Origin of the sequence: Pelagibius sp., assembly GCF_028289705.1 — a bacterium.
Taxonomy (GTDB): Bacteria; Pseudomonadota; Alphaproteobacteria; order Kiloniellales; family Kiloniellaceae; genus Pelagibius.
The window spans coordinates 16,230-38,236 of the sequence record NZ_JANQOI010000104.1; the positions used below are offsets into that span (position 1 = coordinate 16,230).

General features: G+C 64.8%; 22 protein-coding genes and 1 tRNA gene. 10 read left to right on the plus strand and 13 right to left on the minus strand.

Translation table 11 applies throughout. The annotated features are described in order from the left end of the window. The first annotated feature begins 117 nt into the window (after positions 1 to 117). Positions 118 to 2,223, plus strand: coding sequence for a methyl-accepting chemotaxis protein (locus tag Q0996_RS14030; RefSeq protein WP_299620728.1), 2,106 nt, complete (start codon positions 118 to 120; stop codon positions 2,221 to 2,223). 85 nt (positions 2,224 to 2,308) lie between these two features. Here the strand turns inward: Q0996_RS14030 and Q0996_RS14035 are convergent, their stop codons facing one another. After that, entirely contained in the window at positions 2,309 to 3,121 is an 813-nt protein-coding gene (locus Q0996_RS14035) for an SDR family oxidoreductase (RefSeq protein ID WP_322096714.1), read from the minus strand. A 474-nt stretch (positions 3,122 to 3,595) separates the two neighbouring features. On the opposite strand from Q0996_RS14035, the gene Q0996_RS14040 reads away from it, so the two are divergent. Continuing rightward, a tRNA-Leu gene (locus Q0996_RS14040) sits at positions 3,596 to 3,682 on the plus strand. Positions 3,683 to 3,712: 30 nt separating this feature from the next. On the opposite strand, the gene Q0996_RS14045 is transcribed toward Q0996_RS14040, so the two are convergent. Then, entirely contained in the window at positions 3,713 to 4,408 is a 696-nt protein-coding gene (locus Q0996_RS14045) for a hypothetical protein (RefSeq protein WP_299620731.1), read from the minus strand. A gap of 48 nt (positions 4,409 to 4,456) precedes the next feature. Next, positions 4,457 to 4,672, minus strand: a complete 216-nt coding sequence (locus Q0996_RS14050; protein WP_299620734.1) for a hypothetical protein — start codon at positions 4,670 to 4,672, stop codon at positions 4,457 to 4,459. A gap of 921 nt (positions 4,673 to 5,593) precedes the next feature. Here Q0996_RS14050 and Q0996_RS14055 point away from each other — a divergent pair. Further along, complete coding sequence (locus Q0996_RS14055; RefSeq protein WP_299620737.1) at positions 5,594 to 6,220, plus strand: glutaredoxin domain-containing protein; 627 nt, start codon at positions 5,594 to 5,596, stop codon at positions 6,218 to 6,220. Between the two features lie 3 nt (positions 6,221 to 6,223). On the opposite strand, the gene Q0996_RS14060 is transcribed toward Q0996_RS14055, so the two are convergent. From Q0996_RS14060 to Q0996_RS14085, 6 genes are all read right to left on the minus strand, one after another. Further along, entirely contained in the window at positions 6,224 to 7,771 is a 1,548-nt protein-coding gene (locus tag Q0996_RS14060) for a hypothetical protein (protein ID WP_299620740.1), read from the minus strand. Positions 7,772 to 8,000: 229 nt separating this feature from the next. After that, positions 8,001 to 9,554, minus strand: coding sequence for a hypothetical protein (locus Q0996_RS14065; RefSeq protein WP_299620743.1), 1,554 nt, complete (start codon positions 9,552 to 9,554; stop codon positions 8,001 to 8,003). Positions 9,555 to 9,676: 122 nt separating this feature from the next. Continuing rightward, the gene (locus Q0996_RS14070; protein ID WP_299620746.1) at positions 9,677 to 10,573 is read right to left on the minus strand and encodes a pirin family protein; all 897 of its coding nucleotides are present in this window, start codon (positions 10,571 to 10,573) and stop codon (positions 9,677 to 9,679) included. A gap of 22 nt (positions 10,574 to 10,595) precedes the next feature. Beyond that, the gene (locus tag Q0996_RS14075) at positions 10,596 to 10,934 is read right to left on the minus strand and encodes a hypothetical protein (RefSeq protein ID WP_299620748.1); all 339 of its coding nucleotides are present in this window, start codon (positions 10,932 to 10,934) and stop codon (positions 10,596 to 10,598) included. Positions 10,935 to 11,034: 100 nt separating this feature from the next. Next, positions 11,035 to 11,871 carry a molybdopterin-binding protein gene (locus Q0996_RS14080; protein ID WP_299620751.1) on the minus strand — a complete coding sequence of 279 codons (837 nt, stop codon included), beginning with the start codon at positions 11,869 to 11,871 and terminating at the stop codon, positions 11,035 to 11,037. Positions 11,872 to 11,876: 5 nt separating this feature from the next. After that, the gene (locus Q0996_RS14085; RefSeq protein ID WP_299620754.1) at positions 11,877 to 12,467 is read right to left on the minus strand and encodes a hypothetical protein; all 591 of its coding nucleotides are present in this window, start codon (positions 12,465 to 12,467) and stop codon (positions 11,877 to 11,879) included. A 225-nt stretch (positions 12,468 to 12,692) separates the two neighbouring features. On the opposite strand from Q0996_RS14085, the gene sfsA reads away from it, so the two are divergent. Together sfsA and map are read left to right on the plus strand one after the other, a co-directional pair. Next, entirely contained in the window at positions 12,693 to 13,394 is a 702-nt protein-coding gene (gene sfsA / locus Q0996_RS14090) for a DNA/RNA nuclease SfsA (RefSeq protein WP_299620757.1), read from the plus strand. A gap of 86 nt (positions 13,395 to 13,480) precedes the next feature. Continuing rightward, on the plus strand, positions 13,481 to 14,308 hold the full coding sequence (gene map / locus Q0996_RS14095; protein WP_299620760.1) for a type I methionyl aminopeptidase: 828 nt from the start codon (positions 13,481 to 13,483) through the stop codon (positions 14,306 to 14,308). A gap of 79 nt (positions 14,309 to 14,387) precedes the next feature. Here the strand turns inward: map and Q0996_RS14100 are convergent, their stop codons facing one another. From Q0996_RS14100 to Q0996_RS14110, 3 genes are all read right to left on the minus strand, one after another. Further along, a complete protein-coding gene (locus tag Q0996_RS14100; RefSeq protein WP_299620763.1) occupies positions 14,388 to 15,407 on the minus strand; it encodes a hypothetical protein in 1,020 nt (339 codons plus the stop codon). Between the two features lie 26 nt (positions 15,408 to 15,433). After that, complete coding sequence (locus Q0996_RS14105; protein WP_299620766.1) at positions 15,434 to 15,664, minus strand: hypothetical protein; 231 nt, start codon at positions 15,662 to 15,664, stop codon at positions 15,434 to 15,436. Positions 15,665 to 16,363: 699 nt separating this feature from the next. Then, positions 16,364 to 16,579, minus strand: coding sequence for a hypothetical protein (locus tag Q0996_RS14110; RefSeq protein ID WP_299620769.1), 216 nt, complete (start codon positions 16,577 to 16,579; stop codon positions 16,364 to 16,366). A 159-nt stretch (positions 16,580 to 16,738) separates the two neighbouring features. Here Q0996_RS14110 and radC point away from each other — a divergent pair, with 159 nt between their 5' ends. The 3 genes from radC (at position 16,739) to Q0996_RS14125 (ending at position 19,303) form a co-directional block, all read left to right on the plus strand. Further along, a complete protein-coding gene (gene radC, locus Q0996_RS14115) occupies positions 16,739 to 17,434 on the plus strand; it encodes a DNA repair protein RadC (RefSeq protein WP_299620772.1) in 696 nt (231 codons plus the stop codon). A gap of 112 nt (positions 17,435 to 17,546) precedes the next feature. Next, entirely contained in the window at positions 17,547 to 18,866 is a 1,320-nt protein-coding gene (purB, locus tag Q0996_RS14120) for an adenylosuccinate lyase (RefSeq protein WP_299620774.1), read from the plus strand. A gap of 44 nt (positions 18,867 to 18,910) precedes the next feature. Next, positions 18,911 to 19,303 (plus strand): GFA family protein, encoded by a 393-nt coding sequence (locus tag Q0996_RS14125; protein WP_299620777.1) that lies wholly within the window; start codon positions 18,911 to 18,913, stop codon positions 19,301 to 19,303. A gap of 82 nt (positions 19,304 to 19,385) precedes the next feature. On the opposite strand, the gene Q0996_RS14130 is transcribed toward Q0996_RS14125, so the two are convergent. After that, complete coding sequence (locus tag Q0996_RS14130; protein ID WP_299620780.1) at positions 19,386 to 19,709, minus strand: DUF1476 domain-containing protein; 324 nt, start codon at positions 19,707 to 19,709, stop codon at positions 19,386 to 19,388. 236 nt (positions 19,710 to 19,945) lie between these two features. Between Q0996_RS14130 and Q0996_RS14135 the strand changes: the two genes are divergently transcribed. Then, complete coding sequence (locus Q0996_RS14135; protein WP_299620783.1) at positions 19,946 to 20,782, plus strand: NRDE family protein; 837 nt, start codon at positions 19,946 to 19,948, stop codon at positions 20,780 to 20,782. Positions 20,783 to 20,949: 167 nt separating this feature from the next. After that, entirely contained in the window at positions 20,950 to 21,711 is a 762-nt protein-coding gene (gene purC / locus Q0996_RS14140) for a phosphoribosylaminoimidazolesuccinocarboxamide synthase (RefSeq protein WP_299620786.1), read from the plus strand. Positions 21,712 to 22,007 lie beyond the last annotated feature (296 nt).

Here is a 22,007-nt window from a genome sequence, read left to right on the forward strand (position 1 = left end):
TTTCGGATTATAGCCGGTGTGGCGCCACACCACCGTACCTACCGATTACTTAAGTCTCGGGAACGGTCACTTGAGGGTGCGCAGACAGGATTGTCCGATCTCAAGAGGATTAAAAAAATGCCAAAACTACAGCAATCTGGTGTAACTAAGAGTACTGCGGAAAGCGAGAGCCCCGCGGCCGGCCCCAGCGGGTCCGCCGCCGGATTTCTCGGCTTCCTGAGCAACATCAAGATCTCGTCGCGGGTCTTCGGCGGCTTCGGGATCGTCCTGTCGCTGCTCGCCCTGCTCGGCGGTATCTCGATCTTCTCGCTCGACCAGTCAAACGGCATCTTCACCGAGTACAGGAGCCTGGCGCGCCAGGCCAACGCGGTCGGCCGTGTGCAGGCCAACCTGCTGATGACCCGGATGAACGTGAAGGACTTCATCATCACCAAGTCCGACAAGGACAAGAACGAGGTCTTTCATTTCGAGGAAAAGACGTCGTCCCTGATCGACGAGGCCCTCGCCCTGGTCACCGACCCTGAGCGCCGCGCCCTGCTGGAAGGCATGAAGGCGGAGATGGATGAGTACAAGGGATACTTCGAAGACGTCATCGCGCTGAACGACAAGCGCAGTCAGATCGTCCACGACGTGCTGAACAAGGCCGGCCCGCAGATCGAGAAGGACCTGACGGCGATCATGGAGAGCGCCTACAGGGACGGTGACGCCGAAGCCGCCTTCAACGCCGGCATGGTGCTCCGCAACCTGTTGCTCGCGCGGCTCTATGCCACCAAGTTCCTGGTCGACAACCAGGAAGACTCCTACAACCGGGTGAAGCAGGAGTTCACTCAGCTTGACGAGCGCTCCGGCGAACTGCTGACGAGCCTGCAGAACCCGCGCCGGCGTCAGCTCGCCCAATCGGTGGTCACCAACGTCAAGACCTATGAGGCCTCCTTCGACGAGGTCAACACGGTCATCAACGAGCGCAACAGCGTGATCCGCGAGAAGCTCGACAAGATCGGTCCGGCCGTGGCCAAGGAGATCGAGGACTACAAGCTCTCGGTGAAGAGCCGCCAGGACGAGATCGGTCCCCAGGCCGCGGCTGACATGGCCAACTCCGTCTATCTCGACACGGTCATCACCGTCGTTGGCATCGTGATCGGCGTGCTGGTTGCCTGGATCATCGGCATGGGCGTTTCCCGTCCGATCAACCGCATCACCACGACCATGTCGGAACTGGCCCAGGGCAACAAGACCATCGACGTGCCCTTCCAGGGTCAGAAGGACGAGATCGGCGCCATGGCCGGTGCGGTCCAGGTCTTCAAGGAAAACGCCCTGGAAGTGGACCGGATGGCTGCCGAGCAGGCCGAGCGGGAGAAGAAGGCGGAGGAAGAGAAGCAACGCGCCATGATGCAGCTCGCCAACGACTTCGAGGCTTCGGTCAAGGCAGTGGTCGACTCGGTTTCCTCGGCCTCCAACGAGATCAAGTCTTCCGCTCAGAACCTGACCGCAGCGGCAGAGGATGCGACCAGCAAGTCGACCGCTGTCGCCGCGGCGGCGGAGCAGGCCACCTCCAGCGTGCAGACCGTGGCCGCCTCCTCCGAGGAGATGGCCAGCTCGATCAGCGAGATCGCCCGCCAGGTGACGGAATCGACCCGCAGCACGGGCGAGGCCAAGAACGAGGTGGAATCCACCGACTCGGTGGTCCGCGAACTGGCGGCGGCGGCCCAGAAGATCGGCGAGGTGGTCACCCTGATCTCCGATATCGCCGAGCAGACCAATCTGCTGGCCCTGAACGCCACCATCGAGGCCGCCCGCGCCGGAGAGGCCGGCAAGGGCTTCGCGGTGGTCGCCTCGGAGGTGAAGAGCCTGGCCCAGCAGACCGCCAAGGCCACCGAGGAGATCTCGGAGCAGATCGACGGCGTTCAGTCGACCACGGACTCCGCGGTCACGGCCATCGGCCGGATCAAGGAGACCATCGTCAAGGTCGACGAGATCGCCGGCTCGATCTCGGCCGCCATCGAGGAGCAGACGGCCGCCGTTTCGGAGATTTCCAACAACACCCAGCAGGCCGCATCCGGCACGCAGGAGGTCTCCACCAACATCAGCGACGTGCGCAAGGGTGCGGAAGAAACCGGATCCGCCGCGCGCCAAGCCCTCGAGGCCGCCACCGGACTGGCTCAGCAGTCGGTGGAGCTGAACAAGAAGGTCGAGGAGTTCCTGGGCCGCGTCCGCGCGGCGTAGAAGCCCTCAGGCTCTATCTGTACCTGCCCGAAGGGGCGTCCGGCATTGCCTGCCGGGCGCCCTTTCTCTTTGCCGGCGCCGGCGGTCACGCAAACTTGGCGGTGATCCCCCCGTCGACGATCAGTTCGGTGCCGGTGACGTACTTCGACTCCTCCGAGGCCAGGAAGAGAGCGGCATAGGCCACGTCCCAGGCATCGCCCATCTTGCCGGTGGGGCACTGCGCATCGCGCCGGCGCACCATCTCTTCCACGTCGCCTTCGGCATAGGCGTCCTTCAGCGGCTCGACGATCATCGGTGTGTTCATCAGCCCCGGCAGGATGGCGTTGGCGCGGATGCCCTTGCGGGCGTACTGCAGCGCCACTGAACGGGTGAAGGGCACGACCGCCCCCTTGCTGGTGGAATAGGAGATGTAGGGCACGCCGGTATCTCGGATGCCGGCGATGGACGCGATGTTGACGATGACGCCGCCGCCCTGGCGCTCCATCACCGGCAGCACGTGCTTGCAGGTGAGGAACATGGATTTGAGGTTGACGGCCATGACCCGGTCCCAGCCCGCCTCGCTGGTCTCGACGGGGCCGCCCACCTCCAGGATGCCGACGTTGTTCTCCAGCACGTCGATGCGCCCGTAGACCTCGAGGCAGCGCATGACCATGGCTTCCACCGCCGCGGCATCCGATACGTCGGCCTGATGCGCTGTCGCCTCGCCGCCCTCGCCGCGGATGATCGCCACCGTCTCCTCGGCGGCGCCGAGATTGATATCGATGCAGAAGAGTTTCGCGCCCTCGCGGGCGAAGAGCACCGCCGCCGCCTTGCCGTTGCCCCAGCCGGGCCCGGAGGAGCCCGCCCCCACCACCATGGCCACCTTGCCCGCGAGCCGTCCCGCCTTCTGATCCGCCACTTGCGCCTCCCCTCACTGGAAGCCGCCTTGATGCCAGAACACGGCGGACGGCACCAGCGCTTGGGCGCTGTGCCGGGGAGCCAAAGTAGGCCCCCGCGGGCCGCGGTGGGGTGGTGGAGGTAACCGCGGCCCGCGGGGGTGGCCGGCAGGCTGGGCTCAGCTGTGGGAGAGTCTGATCACCCCGCCGGCCGCTGCAACGGGGAGGAGGACTGGCAGCGCCCTCCCCGGCGCTCCTTTCAGTCGTCCGCCAGGCCGCCGCGGTTCAATCGGATCTGCAGACGCGGCCGCCTTGGCCGCCGGCCGCCGTCTCGGTCTCATCCCGGCACCGGGGTGCGCCGCTGCCCATGTGCCCGGCCGAAGAAGCCGGGCAGCCGGTACGCATCAAGGACGGCGCGCCGGAGCTGCCGCGCACCGCCTCCCCTTGCCTCCCGGCAGGCCGTGAGGCACAAGGAAAGCGCCTGATCCCGTCGCAATGCCCGCTTGATGGAATTGGTAGACATACGAGACTTAAAATCTCGGGACCGAAGGGTCGTGCCGGTTCGAGTCCGGCAGCGGGCACCATGGCATACTGACATATTGGTTCAGAACGAATCACATGAATAAAGAAACCACCCAATGAAAAAAGTAGCTTACATACTCTCTACCAAAAAACAAAGCTATAGCGGCAACCAATACGCCAAACAATGAACAGTATAATCTGATTTTACTTATTCTATCTCTGTTATTTTCTTTCTCATATTCTTCCGCTTGTATCAAAAAACTCTCGATATCTTTCTCAATAGTCAGCAAATGGGAAACATCATCGTGCAGCTCTGTAAGCAACTGGTCAAAGTCATTACCAAGGACACTGGTGATTCGAGACAGCTTCCTGCCGATACGTTCTATTGTATCATCCAGCAACTCTTGTATCTCGTTTCTTGCCGGCGCACGATCAATTTTTTCCCGACCAGAGTATTGCTCCTTACGGGATGCATATTTATCCAGATCAGCATTAATTCGATCAGAAATACTGACGTGCCTTCTCAACGGTAGAAGATACGCTTCTAGCAACAATTGGTCTGCTCTTTGAAAGGACTGGGATCTTTGATTATCTGGGACTCCGCTCTTCGTTGCGTCAGCGAGCTTATCTAAGAACCCTATAGCGTCGAAGTCCGATTTATTCACCAGACCGGAGCGCGCCAAGCTTACGGTTAGTTTCTCGTAGCTGCCATATATGCGAAGTAGGCCCAGTAGAATTTGTTGGTGTTCTTCCAAGAAGACACCGTTTTCTTCAGCGCTGTCGCGCATTCTTAGATGAACTCTAAGCGGATTAGATTCTTTGCTTTGTCAGATAGATCAATCAGGAGGGGATTTGGACTCTGAGCCCTTAACCTGTTCGTTTGACTCACCAAGTAATTCAAGCTTCTTTTTACGTATAAACTCATCAGTAACTTCGGCGACGGGCACCTCATAAACAGCCGCTATTCTCTCACGAAAGAAATCGTGCAGAGTCGAGGCTCTCTTTTTATTATTGATATTGTGAGTTGGCATATCAGTAGCTGTGGCTTGCACCTTATTTCCCCCCAATTGCCGGCCAGACTATGCTGCTTGGATTAAATCTCAGTATTTTTTCTTGGTTAATCCCCCCAGAATTCTGGTTAACGTTTCTTTAACTGCAATTTAGGTAACGGTATTTGGGTTGTCAAGAGCCGCTCATTTTATACACTTAGTTGAGTATGGCACGTTACATGCGCCCTGACGCTACTTCAAAGGCCGCAAGCGAATGCTATGCGGTTTTTTTGTAGAAAAACAACTAAGGATTGTTTTCTCTTTTCAGCAACGTGCCGGAGAGATGTTCACCGGCTGATATTCTACGTCCAGATCGAAGCTCCGAAAATCACGATCCAGTGTAAGCGTTAGACCCTGAAGGGTGCGGCAACATACTCATTGGATAACCTTGGTTAACAAAAGGCAGAAGTGCTTGGCTGGGTTTGTTTGCCATCCGTAAATTGGTTCAGGGTGGGCCTTCAACTCGGCGCCGATGGCGGTTATCGCAGCGCTGTTCATTGTGACAGCGCGTTCCTCTTCTCGGTTAATGATTGCCTGCTCCGCCCCAACGCGGTCGGCAGGCAAAGGCCGTCAGTCAGCAAGTCATCGCGAGAAGGAAGGGTTCGGCAGGGCTAAAGCGCTAACAGTTCGGCCGAATATTCGGAAATCCTGGTTCCGGCCGAATCGCGAAAAATGAGTCTGGCCGATCAGTGAACACTGTGACCTTATATGATCGTGCGTCAGGCTCCGAGTGTCTCAAACAATCGGTTCGAAGTTTCTCCGCTTGAGCGCACCACAGTCCAGTCCGTTAAGGCTCCTCCGATCCGGCGGACCGCAGGCGGTCGTCACAACTCCCTCACCAAGCTGTGTCTGGCCGTGCCGCGGCCCTGCCCCCATCTGCTGGCCAGCGCGGGGTGAACGCGCGGGACTGCGAAGGGGAACATCATGGCCGCACAACCGGTTACCCTTACTCTCTACCGCTGGGCCGGGGCCTGGGGGCCCTTCAAGGTGAAGATTCCCTGCGGCGAGTGCTCGCTGACCCTCGACGTCATCAAGGACACCCTGGAACACGAGCTCGACGGCATCCCCGTCGAGGTGGAGGTGCGCGAGTGGCTGAGCGAGTGGTGGAAGCCGCTGCCCAAGGGCGGCTGGCACGCCCCCATCGTCATGGTCGAGGGGCGCATCGTCAGCCAGGGCCATGCCCTCAACCGCGGCGTCCTCACCGAGGCCATCATCGACGCCCATGCCCGCCGCGCGCCGGTTTCCGGCAACCACCTCTTCGGCAAGGCGACCTGCCCGCACTGCGTGCGCGCCAAGGGCTATCTGGAGGCCGCCGGCATCGACTACCGCTACCACGACGTGGTGAAGGAGCCGCGCTCGCTCTACGAGATGCTGGCCCGCGTGAAGCGCCCCAAGACGCCCATCACCGTGCCGCAGATCTGGATCGACGGCGAATACGTCGGCGGCGCCGACCAGTTGAGCCAACTGATCCACCAGGAGGTCGAGCCCAACCCCGAACGCGGTCAGTGTTCGCTCTCCCCCGGCGGGCTCTCCGCCGCCGGCACCGGCTAGGCATTACCGGCCCTTCGTGCCGAGGCGGCGCGGGCCGCGCGGCTGCGGGCGGGCCGGCACCGGCGCCAGGCGGGGGACCATCTGCAGGACCTGCGGCTCGACGGCACGCTCCCGCGCCTTCAGCCCGCCGACCGCGCGCGGGGCGGCGCCGGGCTCATGGCGGTCCGGGCTCGCCTCGTCGAAGGGCTGCCAGCGGCAGACCGCCACATACAGCCGGTTCGTGAGCGAAGCGATGATGGCGTCGTCCTCGTTGGTGACGTTGAAGTTCAGGCGCACGTGCAGCCGCGGGGTCGGGGCGGGGGCCGATGGATTGGCGATGTCCCACTCCAGCGCATAGTCGGCACCCATCAGGACCTTCTCGCCGTGGGTGATGCTGTAGGCCCGGGGCGGCGAGATGTAGCCCTGGCCGACGAAGGCGGCGTAGCCGGAGAAGGGCCCGCGCCCCTCCAGGAGGCCGACAAGCTTCAGCGACGCCGGGCAGACCCAGTCGCGCAGCCGCACCTCGCCCTGCTCGACAAAGCGCATCGTCAGCCTCGGCGGGATGTTGGCGGTCAGGTCGTCGGGGCCGCCTTCCACGCATTCCATGGTGTACTCGGCCCAGTCGGTCCTGAAGTCATGGCTGACGCCGACGATGCGCACGAAACCGGACTCCGCCCAGTCCATGCCGGTTTCCGGGTCGTAGTTGTTGGCGATCTCGTACCAGTGGCTGAAGGTCGCGGTCTTGGACTCGCCGGTGTTGACGGTCCAGAGCTGGCTGGTCTTGCCCTCCTGGTTCCTGTAGCGGAAGCTCACATCGACATTCTTGCGGTCGGTGGTGATCCAGCCGTCGAGGCGGATCTTGCAGAGCCCGCTGATGCCGTACTGCTCCAGGATGGAGAGCCCCTTGTTCACCACATTGGTGGGGATCGAGGGTTCGCTGGCCACACCGTCGTGGAAGCCGGCGAGCGGCCACTTCTTGCAGATCACCATGACCTTCCTATGGGCCGGCCAGGTGACGCCTTCTTCGACGATGCTGCCGCTGCCGGCGCCGGTGGTGTCGGCGCTGATGTCCGGCACCACGGCCAGTTCGATGCCGCGGTCCTGTCCGAAGATCTCGTCGTCGTCCTTGCCCTGGGTCCGCAGTTCGTCGGCCAGCGCGTTGCAGCGGTCCATGACGAAGGCGTCCCAGGCCACCGCCGGCACGACCAGCCGCTCGGTGCGGTCGACCCATCGCGGCCGGTCGTACCAGGGATAGCTCTTCGAATAACCGTATTCGGGGAAATGGATGTCCGTGCCGTCCTCATCCATCAGACCGATCTTGATCCCCCAGCTCTTCACCCGGCCGACATCGCCGGTGTCGACCTGCGCCCGGACGTCGGCAACCAGATTGGCCAGATGGTTCACCTGGTGATAGCGGCTGCCATCGCTCTCCACGGCGATGTACTGGGTGGTCAGATTCGTCACCGTCGCGGACATGGAGTCCCAGGCGGCGGCAGTTCCCGGGAGCAGGACGCTCAAGGCCGCGGCAGCGGTGATCAGGCGGGGGCAACTGAGTATGGGTTGCGGCAACATGGGATCACCCTCTCTGAAGTGATGCGTGGCGACCGGGGAACCGGCCCTTTCCCATTGGTCGCTCCAGACCCAAAAGAGGTTCACCCCAGGTGTTTTTGTCAGACATATCAGTGAATTATCGAAGCTCTCTGCAAGCCAACGGCAACCGCAAGAGTGAAAGGGCGCCGGCGATTTCCTAATCGCTGGCGCCCTCCCCGTGGGCTCGGACCTTAGTCGACCGGGCCGCCTTTCAGGTGCCTGGCCGCTTCAGCCGGCGCCCTTCTATCAGCGTCCGGCGCAGGCTCTGCGGCATCTTGGACGCAGCCGGCGCCTTCAGGATCTGCAACGGGGCGACGGCGCTAGGGGCCTTCAAGCCGGTCGTTCCCCTCACCACGGCAGCGGAATTGCCGGGCGCCAGGGTCAGGTCGCTGTCGACCTGAAGCCCCGGAGTCACCATTGGCAGTTTGCACTCCAGGAACACCGTCTTCTTGGGCAGGGACGCGATCACCACGTTGTTCTCGTTGGTGACGTTGAAGGCGAACTCCCGGGCTTGGGCGAGCGGGGCCGCCGCCGGCGGGGCCGGCAGGTCGTCCCAGTCCAGGGCAGCCTCGGCGCCGACGATGACCTTCTGGCCGTGGGTGACGCTGTAGTCCCGCAAGGGCGAGAGGTAGCCGGGTCCGTAAAACAGGGCCTGGCCGGAGAAATTGCCCTGCCCGGTCAACACGCCGACCAGCTTCACCACCGCCGGGCAGATCCGGCCGTGCACCATCACCTGGCCCTGCGGGACCACGGCAAAACTCAGCTTCGGCGGATCGTTGGACACCAGGCCGTCGGGCCCGCCCTCGACGCAGTTCAGGCTGTAGCCGGCGAACGCGCTCTGGAAGTCGTGGCTGACGCCCTCCATCCAGACATGGCCGTACTCCCCGCCGCCGGGATTGTTCGGCACGTCGTACCAGTGGCTGAAGGTGGCGGTCTTGGACTCGCCGCTGTTCACCTCGTGGATCTGGCTCACTTGGCCGTCCAGGCTCTTGTAGCGGAAGCTGATCTTGGCGTTCTTCTGGTTCGCGGTGATCCAGCCGTCGAGGCGGATCTTGCAGGCACCGTTCACGGTGGACACCTCGACCAGCGAGAGACCGTGATCGACCAACTGGGCCGGCTCGTAGGTCAAGCCGCTGGCGGCCTGCGGGATTGCCGGCCCCGACCACTTCTTGCAAACCACCTCGACCTTCTCCCAGTCGCCCCAGCCGTCCGCCTGCTCCAGCGGCCCGATGATGGTGTCGGGCCCCAGGAAGTTCACCTTCAGGGACGGCCTGACAGCCAGCTCCAGGCTGCGGTCCTGGCCAAAGATCGTGTCGTCGCTGACGTCGTCGGCGCGCAGGTCGTCGGCCAGCTTGTTGCAGCGGGCGACGACGAAATGCTCATAGAGGTTTGCGGGGACCGAAAGCGTAACCGTGCGATCGACAGACTTGGGCAACTCGTTCCAGGGATAGTCCTTGCTGAAGCCTGCATCCGAGAGATGAATCCGCGTGCCGCTTTCGTGCTGGAGAATCAGATAGACACTCCAGTCCTCGACTCGGCCCCAGACACCGGCATCGGCCTGGACACGGACGTCGGCGGCCAGGCTGGTTTGGGGCACCATCTGCGTGTAGCTGGTGCCGTTGCTGGCAACCGCGATTTTCTGGGTCTGCAGGTCGGTGACAGTGGCTTCCTGGCTGTCGGCCAGGGCGGCAGCGGGCAGGAATGCGCTCAGGGCCGCGGCCGCGATCAAGAGATGCGGGCGGCGGACGATGGATGGGGGCGACATGGAACGATCCTCTCCGTGCAGACGTAGGACGGCCGATGAAGCCGCCCTTTCCCGTCAGTCGCCGGAGAGGCAGACCCGGTTCAAAACTCGCTTTGGAGAGGGAAAAAATTCGAAAGGCGCCGTCAGCCTTCCGGCAAGGGGATGAAATCGTCGTCGCCCGGCACCTTTGGGAAGCGCCCGGCTTTCCAGTCCGCCTTGGCCTGCTCGATGCGCTCCTTCGTCGAGGCGACGAAGTTCCACCAGATGTGCCGTTCGCCGTCGATGGGCGCGCCGCCCAGCAGCATCACGCGGCTGGCCGCCGGCGCCGTGATCTCGACCGGCGCAGCCGTCCTGAACACCGCCATGCTGTTGGCCGCATAGACCTCCCCGGCAACGGCGATCTCGCCGCTCACCACATAGATCGCCCGCTCCGCATGGTCGTCCGGCAGACGGAGGCTTGCGCCCTCGGCCAGTTCCGCATGGAGGTAGAACATCTCCGAGAAGACGCTCACCGGCGAGCACTGGCCGTAGGCGGAGCCGGCGATGAGGCGCATCCACACGCCTGGACGTTCGATCTCCGGCAACGCGGCCGTCGGGGTGTGCGCAAAGCTGGGCTCGGCGTCCTCATGGGCCAGCGGCAGGGCGATCCAGGATTGCATGCCGTGCAGGCGGGCGTCCCTGGCGCGCTCGCCGTCTCCGCTGCGTTCGGAATGCACGATGCCCCTGCCGGCGGTCATCCAGTTGACGGCGCCGGGCTGGATCGCCTGGGCAAAGCCGAGGCTGTCGCGATGCATGATCTCGCCTTCGAAGAGATAGGTCACCGTCGCCAGGCCGATGTGCGGATGCGGGCGCACGTCGATGCCGTGGCCGGCGGGAAAGGCAGCGGGGCCCATCTCGTCGAGAAAAATGAAGGGTCCGACCAGCCGGCGCTTGGCGAAGGGCAGGATGCGGCGAACCGAGAAGCCGCCCAGGTCCCGCGAGCGCGCCGCGATGACCAGCTCGACAGGGTTTTCGCCAGCGGCAAGACCCGCTTCGCTCATCGCTGTCTCTCCCGTGAAAGGGTCAGCGCTCGTTTTCCTTGAGCTGACCGGAACGGGTCACCTTCAGGCGCCACATCTCAAAGAGCCCGAAACAGATCGGAACCAGGGCGCCGAGAATGAGCGCCAGGCCCGCGGTTTCAGGGTCGAGGCGCCGCACGATGAGAGCGGTGGCATAGAACTCGTCGATGACCGGCTGCCCCCAATCCTCGTAGCGCAGGCAGGCGATGCCCCAGGCGACCAGACAGAAGGCGGCGCAAAACAGCGTCAGGACCCGAATGGTCGTGCGCGCCAGATCGAGGCTTCCCAAGGCCAGCACATAAGCCACCAAGGCAGTGATGAAAAGCAACGGCAGGATTTCCATCGCCTTCGGCCCTTCTCTCTCCCCCGGCACCGCCGCCAGGGGCTCGGTTGCCCGCTTCCGGTTTCACTGCGCCGCCCAGCGCGTCGCACAGACCCTCGCGTCACACAGACCCTGTCGCCCTTTCTTCGGTCACCCGGCCAGGCTGATCCGGCCGTGCCGCGCTCCGCCCATCGCCGCCCGCGCCACTTGCGGGCTCCCAGACGCCGCGGCTTCCGAGGTCTTCAATCAAGCGGTCGACCGCCGCAGCCGCCTGGTCGAGCCGCGCCTCGTCGGTCGAGCGCAAAACCAGCCGCACGGCGAAACGACCTTCCCGGGTGAAGGGGTAGCTGCCAATCTCTACGTCGGCGAAACGCTCCTGGACCACTGCCAGGGGTTGGGCAAGGGTGCCCTCGCCCAGCGGCACGGTCACGGTCCTGGAGCGCAAGGGTTCGCCCCCGGCAAGGCGGTGACGCAGGCTCTGAAACATGGCCTGCATGATCACCGGGATTCCGGCCATCACGAAGACGTTGCCCATCTGAAAGGCCGGCGCCTTGCTGACCGGGTTTTCGATCAGGCTGGCCCCCTCCGGCGTGCGGGCCATGCGCAGGCGCGCTTCGTTGAGCTCGCCCGGCTTGTAGTGCGCTTCGAGGATCGCCCGCGCCTCCGGGTTGACGATCAGCGGCACGCCGAAGGCCTTGGCCACGCAGTCGGCGGTGATGTCGTCGTGGGTCGGGCCGATGCCGCCGGTGGTGAAGACGTAGTCGAAGGCCGGGCGCACGTCGTTGAGGGTCCGCACGATCACCTCTTCGATATCCGGGACGACCCGGACCTCCATCAGGCGCACGCCCAGTTCGTTCAACTGCTCCCCGATGTAGGCCAGGTTCTTGTCCTGGGTCCGCCCGGACAGAATCTCGTTGCCGATGATCAGCAGGCAGGCGGTGACGGTGCTGTCGGCCATCGCCCTCAGAATTCCAGCCGCGGCAGCACGGTGTCGGTGCGCACGTAGCCCTTGGCTTCCATGCAGCCGGTCATCAGCGAACCGCGCCGGTTGCGCAGGTCGAACTCGTCGACCCGCTGGCGCAGCGCCGAATAGCGGGACTCGCTGGTCAGGGTGTCGATGCCGGCATTGCGGTCGTCGGTGATCTGGGCGTCGCGGCGGGTCTGGGCCAGGGCGTAGGCATGGCAGTCCTCTATGTCGGCCCGATAGGCTTCCTCGTCTTCGGCGCGCTGGACCGACCAGGTGGTGCCGTCGGGGCCCTTCAGGATCACCGGGCTATCGCCCGCCTCGGTGCCGCCCTCGCCCTCAGACGGTGCAGCAGCCTGGGAGGAGCCGGCCGGCACGCCCGCATCGCCGTCCGTGGCCGGCGGCGGCAAGGCCCGCCCCGCCTCGATCGCGCTTGCCGCACCGCTGTCCTCGCTGCCCGGCGGCGGCGCCGCGCCGCTGGGTTCGCCGCCGAGACCCGCGAAGTCGGAGGAACAGGCCGCAAGCAACAGCAGGCCGGCTGCGCAGAGCGGGATGGTGAGGTCGGTGCGGCGGAGAAGCTGGGCAGGCATCGAACGTTCCTTAGGGCGGAGGGCTCTCAGGGCCAGGCCGGAACAGCCTTGGCCGGAAAAGCCTTCGGTCGAGAGGGCCAGGATCCACTGCGGGACTGGCCCCCCTGTGGTGGCCCCGGTACAGTGGCGCCCCGGACAGCAAGTTGCAAGCCCGTGTCGTCAAAGCTTCGTACGCGTATCACACCTGGGGGTTGCGTGTCATAAAGGAGCACCTAGAGCGCCCGAATGCGATTTCCAGCCCCCTTGATCGAAGGCCGCCTCGTTAGAAGATACAAACGCTTTCTCAGCGATGTTGAGATGGCCAACGGTACGGTCGTAACCGCCCACTGCGCCAATCCGGGATCCATGATGGGACTGGCGACTCCCGGTCTGGTTGCATGGCTCTCGGCAGCCACCAACCCGGCCAGAAAGCTGAAGTTTTCCTGGGAGTTGGTGGAAACGGAGGGGGCTCTGGTCGGCATCAACACCGGGCGCGCCAATGCCCTGGTGGCCGAGGCGCTGGACCAGGGCCGGCTGGCAGAGCTTGGACCGTTCCGGACGGTGCGGCGCGAGGTGCCCTTCGGCGAGCGCAGCCGTGTCGACTTCCTGCTTGAGCGCGAGGGCGCGCCCGATTGTTACCTGGAGGTCAAGTCGGTCACCCTGCGGCGCAACGGCCCGCTGGCGGAGTTCCCCGATTCCGTCACCGCCCGCGGCACCCGCCATCTGGAGGAGCTGGCCCGGATCGCCCGGGGCGGCGAGCGCGCGGTGCTGCTGTTCCTGGTCCAGCGCGGCGACTGCCAGGCGGTTGCCGTGGCCGCCGACATCGATCCCGCCTATGCCGACTCGCTAAACAAGGCTATGGCCCAGGGGGTTGAAGTCCTATGCTATAGTTGCGAGGTATCACCAGAGGCGGTTGCATTGGACGCAGCCTTGCCTTTGGCGCTATAAGCGGGCGCCGGCGGAGCGGCAGGAGTCGCCCCCGCCTCAGGACCAACGGCTTGGCTAGGTGGGGCCCCCGGGCGGGGGTCGAAGAGATGAAGCAAGGTTTCAGCGCAGAGCGCGTCAGTCCCCAGGACGGCGGCTATGTGGTTCACGACGAGGCGGGCTTCGAGGGCATGCGCCGCGCCGGCCGTCTGGCGGCCGAAACCCTCGACATGATCACGCCCGAGGTGAAGCCCGGCGTCACCACCGAAGACCTCAACCGGCTCTGCCATGACTTCATCGAGGGCCACGGCGCCATTCCCGCGCCGCTGAACTACCGCGGCTTTCCCAAGTCCATCTGCACCTCGGTGAACCACGTGGTCTGCCACGGCATTCCCAGCACCGACAAGCGGCTGGAAAACGGCGACATCCTCAACATCGACGTCACCGTGATCGTCGACGGCTGGCACGGCGACACCAGCCGCATGTTCTTCGTCGGCGAACCCAGGATTAAAGCCCGCCGCCTCGTCGAGGTGACCTACGAATCGATGATGCGCGGCATCGAGGTGGTGAAGCCGGGGGCCACCCTGGGCGACATCGGCCACGCCATCCAGAGCTTCGCGGAGAAGCAGCGCTTTTCGGTGGTGCGGGACTTCTGCGGCCACGGCCTCGGCCGCGTCTTTCACGACGCCCCCAGCGTCGTCCACTACGGACGCGCCGGCGAAGGCATCGCCCTGAGAGAGGGCATGTTCTTCACCATCGAGCCGATGATCAACGCCGGCCGCGCGGAGGTGAAGGTGCTGCAGGACGGCTGGACGGCGGTGACCCGCGACATGAAGCTCTCGGCCCAGTTCGAGCACTCCATCGCGGTGACGGCCAGCGGCTACGAGATCTTCACTCTCTCCCCCAAGGGCTGGCACGCGCCGCCTTACTCGGCCTAAGCCCCCCGCAGAGCAGTTGGCGGCGATGCCGGGCGGATGGCTCCGCCCGGCACCTGATGGGCTGCCCCAGGCAGCCGGCCTAGAAGATTTCAACGCGCAGCAGCGAGCGCACGTGCTGGATGTGGTTCAGGATCGTCACCTGCGGCGAGCCGGCGAAGAGCAGCCCCACCGCAAAATTGTCGCGGTCGGCCACCAGCGAACCGGAATCGCCGGGGGCGGACATCGGCGTGGTCAGGATCTGGTCGCGGAAGCGGGCGATCCTGCCGTTGCCGAAGTTCACATCGATGGTCGCGTTGGTGGAGGTGATGCGGCCGGTCGTGTAGTTGGTGGTCCGCCCGGTCTTGTGCAGCATCGTTCCCACCGTGACCTGCTGGCGCGAGCGCCAGCCGCGCAGATGGCCGACCCAGTGAATCTCCCGCTTCAGGTCGTGGAACTCGCCCTCGGCGACGGCGGCATCCACCAGATTGCGATGGAAGGCCCGGGGCACCGGCGGCTCGAAGGTGATCGGCACGAAGCGGCTGAGCGTGGCGATGCGGTCCGCCGGGTCGGTGCCGCCGTCGAAGGGGCCGGGCTGCAGCACCGCGTCGCCGGGTGTCGCGCTGTTGCTGTTGGCGAGCACGTGGTTGTTGGAGAGAATGTAGTAGTGGCCGGGGATGCCCACCGGGTCGCCCGGCGTCCCGACCATGTCGTAGACGCAGGTGCCCAGGGTACCGGCGGTTATGTTCCTGTGCCCCACGCTGCTGCCGCCTGGTGCCGGGCGGGAGCGTTCGGCCAGCGTCTGAACCCCGACCTCCAAAGGCTCCGCCTGGCCGGCAAAGGGCTGGCCCACGGCCAGGACATCGGTGTCCATGTCACCGATCTTCTTCGGCACCATGTCACCCGCGGTCAGTTCCTGCTTGTCGAGCTTCTGGGAGACCAGGGCCAGAAGCGCCGCCTTTCCCGTGGGCTCGCCCTTGCTCCACTTCACGCCATAGCCGACGCCGACCACGTTGGCGGGGCTCTTCTCAGGCTCCAGGAACTCATCCACCTGCTTGGAAAGGGCCTGCTGCGCCTTTTGAGCGGTCGCGGGATCCAGAATCGCTTTTTGCGGATCAATCATGATCGTTTCTCCCAGATGGGCACGGCCTAATGGGCCGTGATTTCGCCGATCTCCTCGACGTCAAGCGCAAAGCCCTCCAGCGTCTTGGGGACGATCTGATCGGGCTCCAGGGACGATTCCGGCACCTTCTTGATGACCAAGACCTTGATCACCGTCTGGCCCGCGCGTTCGCCGATCGCAACGCCGTTGACGTTGGGAAGGGCCAGCAGGGCGTCTTCGTGTTCTCTCAGTACGGCTTCGATATCCACGAGCGTCACCTCCACTGTCTTGGCAGTGCCCCGGTCATTCTACCGGCGCTCCCGCAGGTCTGCAGGACCGGCCACCGAAGCAGCGCGCCGTCTTGCGGACAGCCGGCCAAAGCCGGTTGCCGCGAAGGGCCCGGATCGTCCCTCCCTAAGCTGAACGCCAAAAAGGTTTGCTGTTCATGGCAGCGTTTACTGCGCGTTGCTGCAATGTGATCGAAGGCACCGCGGCCGCGGCGCCATACTACCTGTAGCTCCGTAACACCCGCCAGGGGACCATTGCCAGACTGCGGCGTTGGTCCTGGCCGCGATGGCACAACCCAAAGGTCGATCCGCCGCTTCGGATTCCAGGTTCTGCAGTCCCCCCGGAACCGGAATACCCGCCTTGTCAGCCTGTTGCGTGATCAGCGCGCGCGTTCGATGCGGGTCCTGCTGACGCAGGTGATGGCTCGACCGGCGAACGGGAAACGCCACCTCGGACGGTCCTGGAAACGCTCTGCGCGGTCATGAGCAGTTGCTTGAACGCTACTCCCACGTGTGCGCCTTGTCCATCAATCGGGGGGTGAATCCGGCCGCACAATGGGGGTGTTTGGCAGACGGAAGTGGAAAGAACGCGCGTTGGGAACGCGTCGCGTTGATTGCGGATCACGGCGTTCGCGCAGGACGGAAGGAAGGGGAGCCGTCCCCTGCCCTTCGGTCCGGTTCAGAAAATCTCTAGCCCGCCTTGAAGCCGTCCGCCGCCTCTTCCGCGGCCTCTTCCGGCCGCAGGCCCTTCTTATAGGCGGCATGCCAGTCGTAGCGGCTCTCGGAGAGAGTGAAGCCGAGAATCGACAGTTCGCACTCGGCCCAGCTCAGCCAGTCGCGATAGGCATCCGCCCCGCTGGACTGCACTAGATGGCCCGGAAACGCGAGCACGTTGGCATCGGACATCAGCAGTTTCCTCGGTGTACCCAACAACGAATCGAGGCCGCAATTATAGCGGCTTATGGGGTTAAAAAAGTCTTTGGCGAGCCGGATCGTCCGGTTGAATGGCACGCCCCTCTGCTCTCTAATTGCGGTTCATTCCGGGCGGGGACAAGGCGGCACAGGGTGAGCGGCAAGGAAGAAGATCATAAGCCCCACTATCACGGCCATCGCGATCGCCTGCGCGACCGCCTGCTGACCCGCGGCGGCGACAGCCTGTCCGACTATGAGGTGCTGGAGTTCCTGCTGTTCGGCGCCCAGCCGCGCGGCGACACCAAACCGCTGGCCAAGACCCTCTTGGCCGAGTTCGGGAGTCTTTCCGGGGTGCTGACCGCCAGCCCCGAGGCGCTCGCCAGGGTGCCGGGGATGGGCAAGGTCTCCGTCGCCGCGCTCAGCATCGTGCCGGAGGCCGCTGCCCGTCTCGCGCGCGAGCAGATGATCGAGGCACCGGAGATCTCGGCCTGGGACAAGCTGCTGGACTACTGCCGCATCACCATGGCCCACGAACCCGTCGAGCAGTTCCGCCTGCTGTTCCTCGACAAGCGCAACCGCGTCATCGCCGACGAAGTGCAGCAGCAGGGCACCATCGACCACACGCCGGTCTACACCCGCGAGGTGGTGAAGCGCGCCCTGGAGCTGGGCGCCGCCGCCCTCATCCTGGTGCACAACCACCCCTCCGGCGAGCCGCAGCCCTCGGCCGCCGACATCGCGATGACCGAAGAGCTGCGCGAGGCGGCGGAAAAGCTCGGCATCGTCATCCACGACCACCTGGTGATCGGCCGCGGCGGCCACGCGAGCTTCCGGGCTATGGGTTTGCTGTGATCTCCCGGCGGGTTTATAAGACAGGCCTTGCAGCGGCGCGCTCCGCCGCGCCTCTTCGTGCATCAGCGGGCGGCCCCTACGGGGGCCTGCTCTCGTTTAGGACCGGACAGCGATGATCCCGCGTTACAGCCGCCCCGAAATGACTGCCATCTGGGAGCCGGAGAACAAGTTCCGCATCTGGTTCGAGATCGAGGCCCATGCCTGCGATGCCCAGGCGGAGCTCGGCGTGACCCCCAAGGAGGCGGCCGAGGCGGTGTGGGAGCGTGGCGCCTTCGAGGTGGCGCGCATCGACGAGATCGAGCGCGAGACCAAGCACGACGTCATCGCCTTTCTCACCAACCTCGCCGAGCACGTCGGCGAGGAGGCGCGCTTCGTGCACCAGGGCATGACCTCCTCAGACGTCCTCGACACCTGCCTGGCGGTGCAGCTCACCCAGGCCGCCGACATCCTGCTGGCCGACCTGGACCGGCTGCTGGCCGCCCTCAAGGCCCGGGCGCTGGAGCACAAGCATTCCGTCTGCCTCGGCCGCAGCCACGGCATCCATGCCGAGCCCACCACCTTCGGCGTCAAGCTCGCCGGCCACTACGCGGCGTTCGAGCGCGGCCGCGAGCGGCTGGAGGCTGCGCGCAAGGAAATCGCCACCTGCGCCATCTCCGGGGCCGTCGGCACCTTCGCCAACATCGACCCCTATGTCGAAGAATACGTCGCCGGAAAGCTCGGCCTGAGCCCGGAGCCAGTCTCCACCCAGGTGATCCCCCGCGACCGCCACGCCGCCTTCTTCGCCACCCTGGCCGTCGTCGCCTCCTCGGTGGAGAACCTGGCCACCGAGATCCGCCACCTGCAGCGCACCGAGGTGCGCGAGGCGGAGGAATACTTCGCCCCGGGCCAGAAGGGCTCCTCGGCGATGCCCCACAAGCGCAACCCGATCCTCACGGAGAACCTGACGGGCCTCGCCAGGGTGGTGCGGGCGGCGGTGGTGCCGGCGCTGGAGAACGTGGCCCTCTGGCACGAGCGCGACATTTCCCACTCCTCGGTCGAGCGGATGTTCGGGCCGGACGCGACAGTCACCCTGGACTTCGCCCTGAACCGTTTGGCCGGCGTGATCGAGAAGCTGCTGGTCTACCCCGAGGAAATGCAGAAGAACCTGGACCAGCTCGGCGGCCTGATCCATTCCCAGCGGGTTCTGCTGGCCTTGACCCAGGCCGGCGTCAGCCGCGAGGACGCCTATCGCCTGGTCCAGCGCAACGCCATGCAGGTCTGGGCCGGCGAGGGCGACTTCCCGGCGCTGCTGAAGGCGGACCCGGAGGTCTCGGGCAAAATCGACCCGGCGGCGCTGGAGGCCTGCTTCGATCCCGCCTACCACACCAAGCACGTGGAAACGATCTTCGCGCGGGTGTTCGGCAAGGACGCGGCGGCCAAGGCGGCGGAGTGAATACGCCCCGCGCACCCAGCCGCTGATCTTAGAGGAGACAAAGCATGGACCGCTTTACCGGCGGTTGCCTCTGCGGCAAGGTGCGGATTGTGGCCTCGGGTCAGCCCTACCGGGTCGGCCTTTGTCACTGTCTCGACTGCCGCAAGCACCACGGGGCCCTGTTTCACGCCTCCGCCATATTCCCTGAGGATGCCGTGACGATCGACGGCGAAACGCGCGAGTACGAGGGACGGCACTTCTGTCCGCATTGCGGCTCCACCGTTTTCGGGCGCAGCGCAGACGAAATCGAAGTGAATCTGGGGTCCCTGGATGCCCCGGACCAACTGAGGCCGACCTACGAACTCTGGACCGTCCGCCGCGAGGTCTGGTTGCCGGCCTTTCCGCTCAAGCGGCGCTACGACCGCAACCGCGACGCCGGGGGCCGCTCCGAAGAGTAGGTTGCGGGAAGGACCGGAAAACCAAAAAAGGGCCGTCCCTAGGGGCGGCCCTTTTTCGCGTCAGGCTTGAAGGCGCTGCGGCCTATTCTTCCATGATCTGCTTCTTGGCCTCGGCCAGAAGCTCGTCCATGCGGTGGCGCAGGCGGTGCTCGCTGAAGTCGACCGCCTTGGCCTGCAGGTCACCCATGACCTTGCGGACCACGTCGTCCGGGCCCGGCTCGTCGAGGTCGGAGGCGATGACGTCCTTGGCATAGGCTTCCACCGCTTCCCCTTCCAAGGCCAGCAGCTCCGTGGCGATCCACTGCCCCAGGAGTTTGTTGCGCCGCACCTCCGTGCGGAACTGCAGATCCTGGTCGTGCTTGTATTTATCCTCGAATGCCTTTTCGCGTTCGTTGAAGGTGGTCATCGGACCGTCTGTCTCCCAGAAAAATCAGTGCGAAAGTTCGATGCGTTCTTATCACGTGGCGGCTCTCGCCTGCCGCGTCAAGCGGCTGGGGGCCTCAACAGGATTTATAGCCTCCTTCGCGGCCGCGCGAAACTGCTTGCTGGCGGGCCCGGGGCGTTGGAAAACAGGCGTTCCATGCCGGAAACACCCGGGTCCGGACCTCTCCCCACGCCCAACCAGGGATCTGATCCGCCGCAATGTGTACCCTCGTTCTGCTGCGCCGCCCCGACCACCGCTGGCCGCTGCTGCTGGCCGCCAACCGCGACGAGATGGCGAACCGGCCCTGGGCCGGCCCGGGCCGGCACTGGGCCGACCGGCCGGAGGTGGTGGCGGGGCTGGACCGCACGGCCGGCGGCTCCTGGCTGGGGATGAACGATCACGGCCTGGTGGCCGCCATCCTGAACCGCCGCGGCTCGCTCGGCCCGGCGGCCGACAAGCGCAGCCGCGGCGAATTGGTGCTGGAGGCCCTGGATCACGCCGATGCCCTGGCCGCCGCCGAGGCCCTGGCCGAGCTCAACCCTGCCGCCTACCGCAGCTTCAATCTGGTGGTCGCCGACAACCGCGATGCCTACTGGATCAAGAACCCCGGCGACGGCAGCCCGGCGAAAACTGTGGAAATCCGGCCGGTTCCGCCCGGGCTCTCGATGCTGACGGCCTATGACCTCAACGATCCGCAGAGCCCACGGATCACGCGTCACTGCGCCGACTTCGAGCAGGCCGCAGCCCCGGATCCGGAGCGCGGGGACTGGCAGAGCTGGCAGGCGATCCTCGCCCGTTCGGCCGCCAGCGACCCGGCCTCCGGCCCGGAAGCGGCGATGACCGTGGAGCTGGGGGATTTCCAGACCGTCTCTTCCTCCCTGATCGCCCTGCCGGCGACCCCGGAAACCCTCCTGGAAGAGCCGTCGCAGCCGGTCTGGCTGTTCGCCGAGGGCCGCCCGGACCGGTATCCCTTCCGGCCTGTCGCCCTGGCGACGCCGGTGGCCGCCGGCGCTCCCGGCGGGCCCGGAGAAGGCGGATTTCCGGAGGAATTCTAGGGCGCAAAAAGACTGCCGGGGGCGCGATTGTTTTTGCCCCCTTTCTCCTGCTATATGACTGGCCCTTTTGGCGCCTCGGTGCCAGTCTGAGGACCATGGGGCAGCAATGAGCCGGGGGCGAACCCGCTCCTCGGCTTGGGATATTTGTCCTAACCTGGATGCAATCGATGCGACGCAGACAGATCTACGAAGGCAAGGCCAAAACCCTCTTCGAGGGGCCGGAACCTGGGACCATCGTCCAGTACTTCAAGGACGATGCGACGGCCTTCAACAATCAGAAGCACGGCATCATCACCGGCAAGGGGGTGCTGAATAACCGCATCTCCGAGTACCTGATGACCCGGCTGGAGAGCATCGGCGTGCCCACCCACTTCCTGCGCCGGCTCAACATGCGCGAGCAACTGGTGCGGGAGGTGGAGATCATCCCCGTCGAGATCGTTGTGCGCAACGTCGCCGCCGGCACCCTGGTGAAGCGCCTGGGCATGGAGGAGGGCGCGCCCCTGCCCCGCTCCATCGTCGAGTACTACTACAAGAACGACGAACTGGGCGACCCGCTGGTCTCCGAGGAGCACATCACCGCCTTCGGCTGGGCCAACACCCAGGACCTCGACGAGATGCTGCAGTATGCGCTCAGGGTGAACGACTTCCTCTGCGGTCTGTTCCTCGGCGTCGGCCTGAAGCTGGTGGACTTCAAGCTGGAGTTCGGCCGCCTCTGGGAGGACGAGGAGATGCGCATTGTCCTGGCCGACGAGATCAGCCCGGACTCCTGCCGCCTCTGGGACATCGCCACCAACGAGAAGCTGGACAAGGACCGCTTCCGCCGCGACCTGGGCGGCGTCGAGGAGGCCTATCAGGAAGTCGCCCGCCGCCTGGGCGTGTTGCCCGAGGCCGGCCCCATCGACATCAAGGGGCCCCGCCTGATGCAGTGAGGCGGGCGGCGGCGCGCGGCCGTCCCTTGTCCTCCCAAACCGTCCTTGCCGGACTCGTATGGTGATTTTGTTGTCAAGGCCGGGTATCGGTTTGGGATATTGATCTTTCAGGCTTTGTTTTCTGGGTTCTCTGATCGGTTTTGCTTTGGTTTTCGCCTTGGGTGTCGGGTCACGAGGTTTATCAGCTCTTTGTCTCACCGTCCTGGGCGGCTCCCTTGGGCTCAGACCGTAGGGCCTGCAAACTCGTATCCGGTGGAGCCAGTGGCTCCGGACCATTATGCCCCATTCGCGGGGTT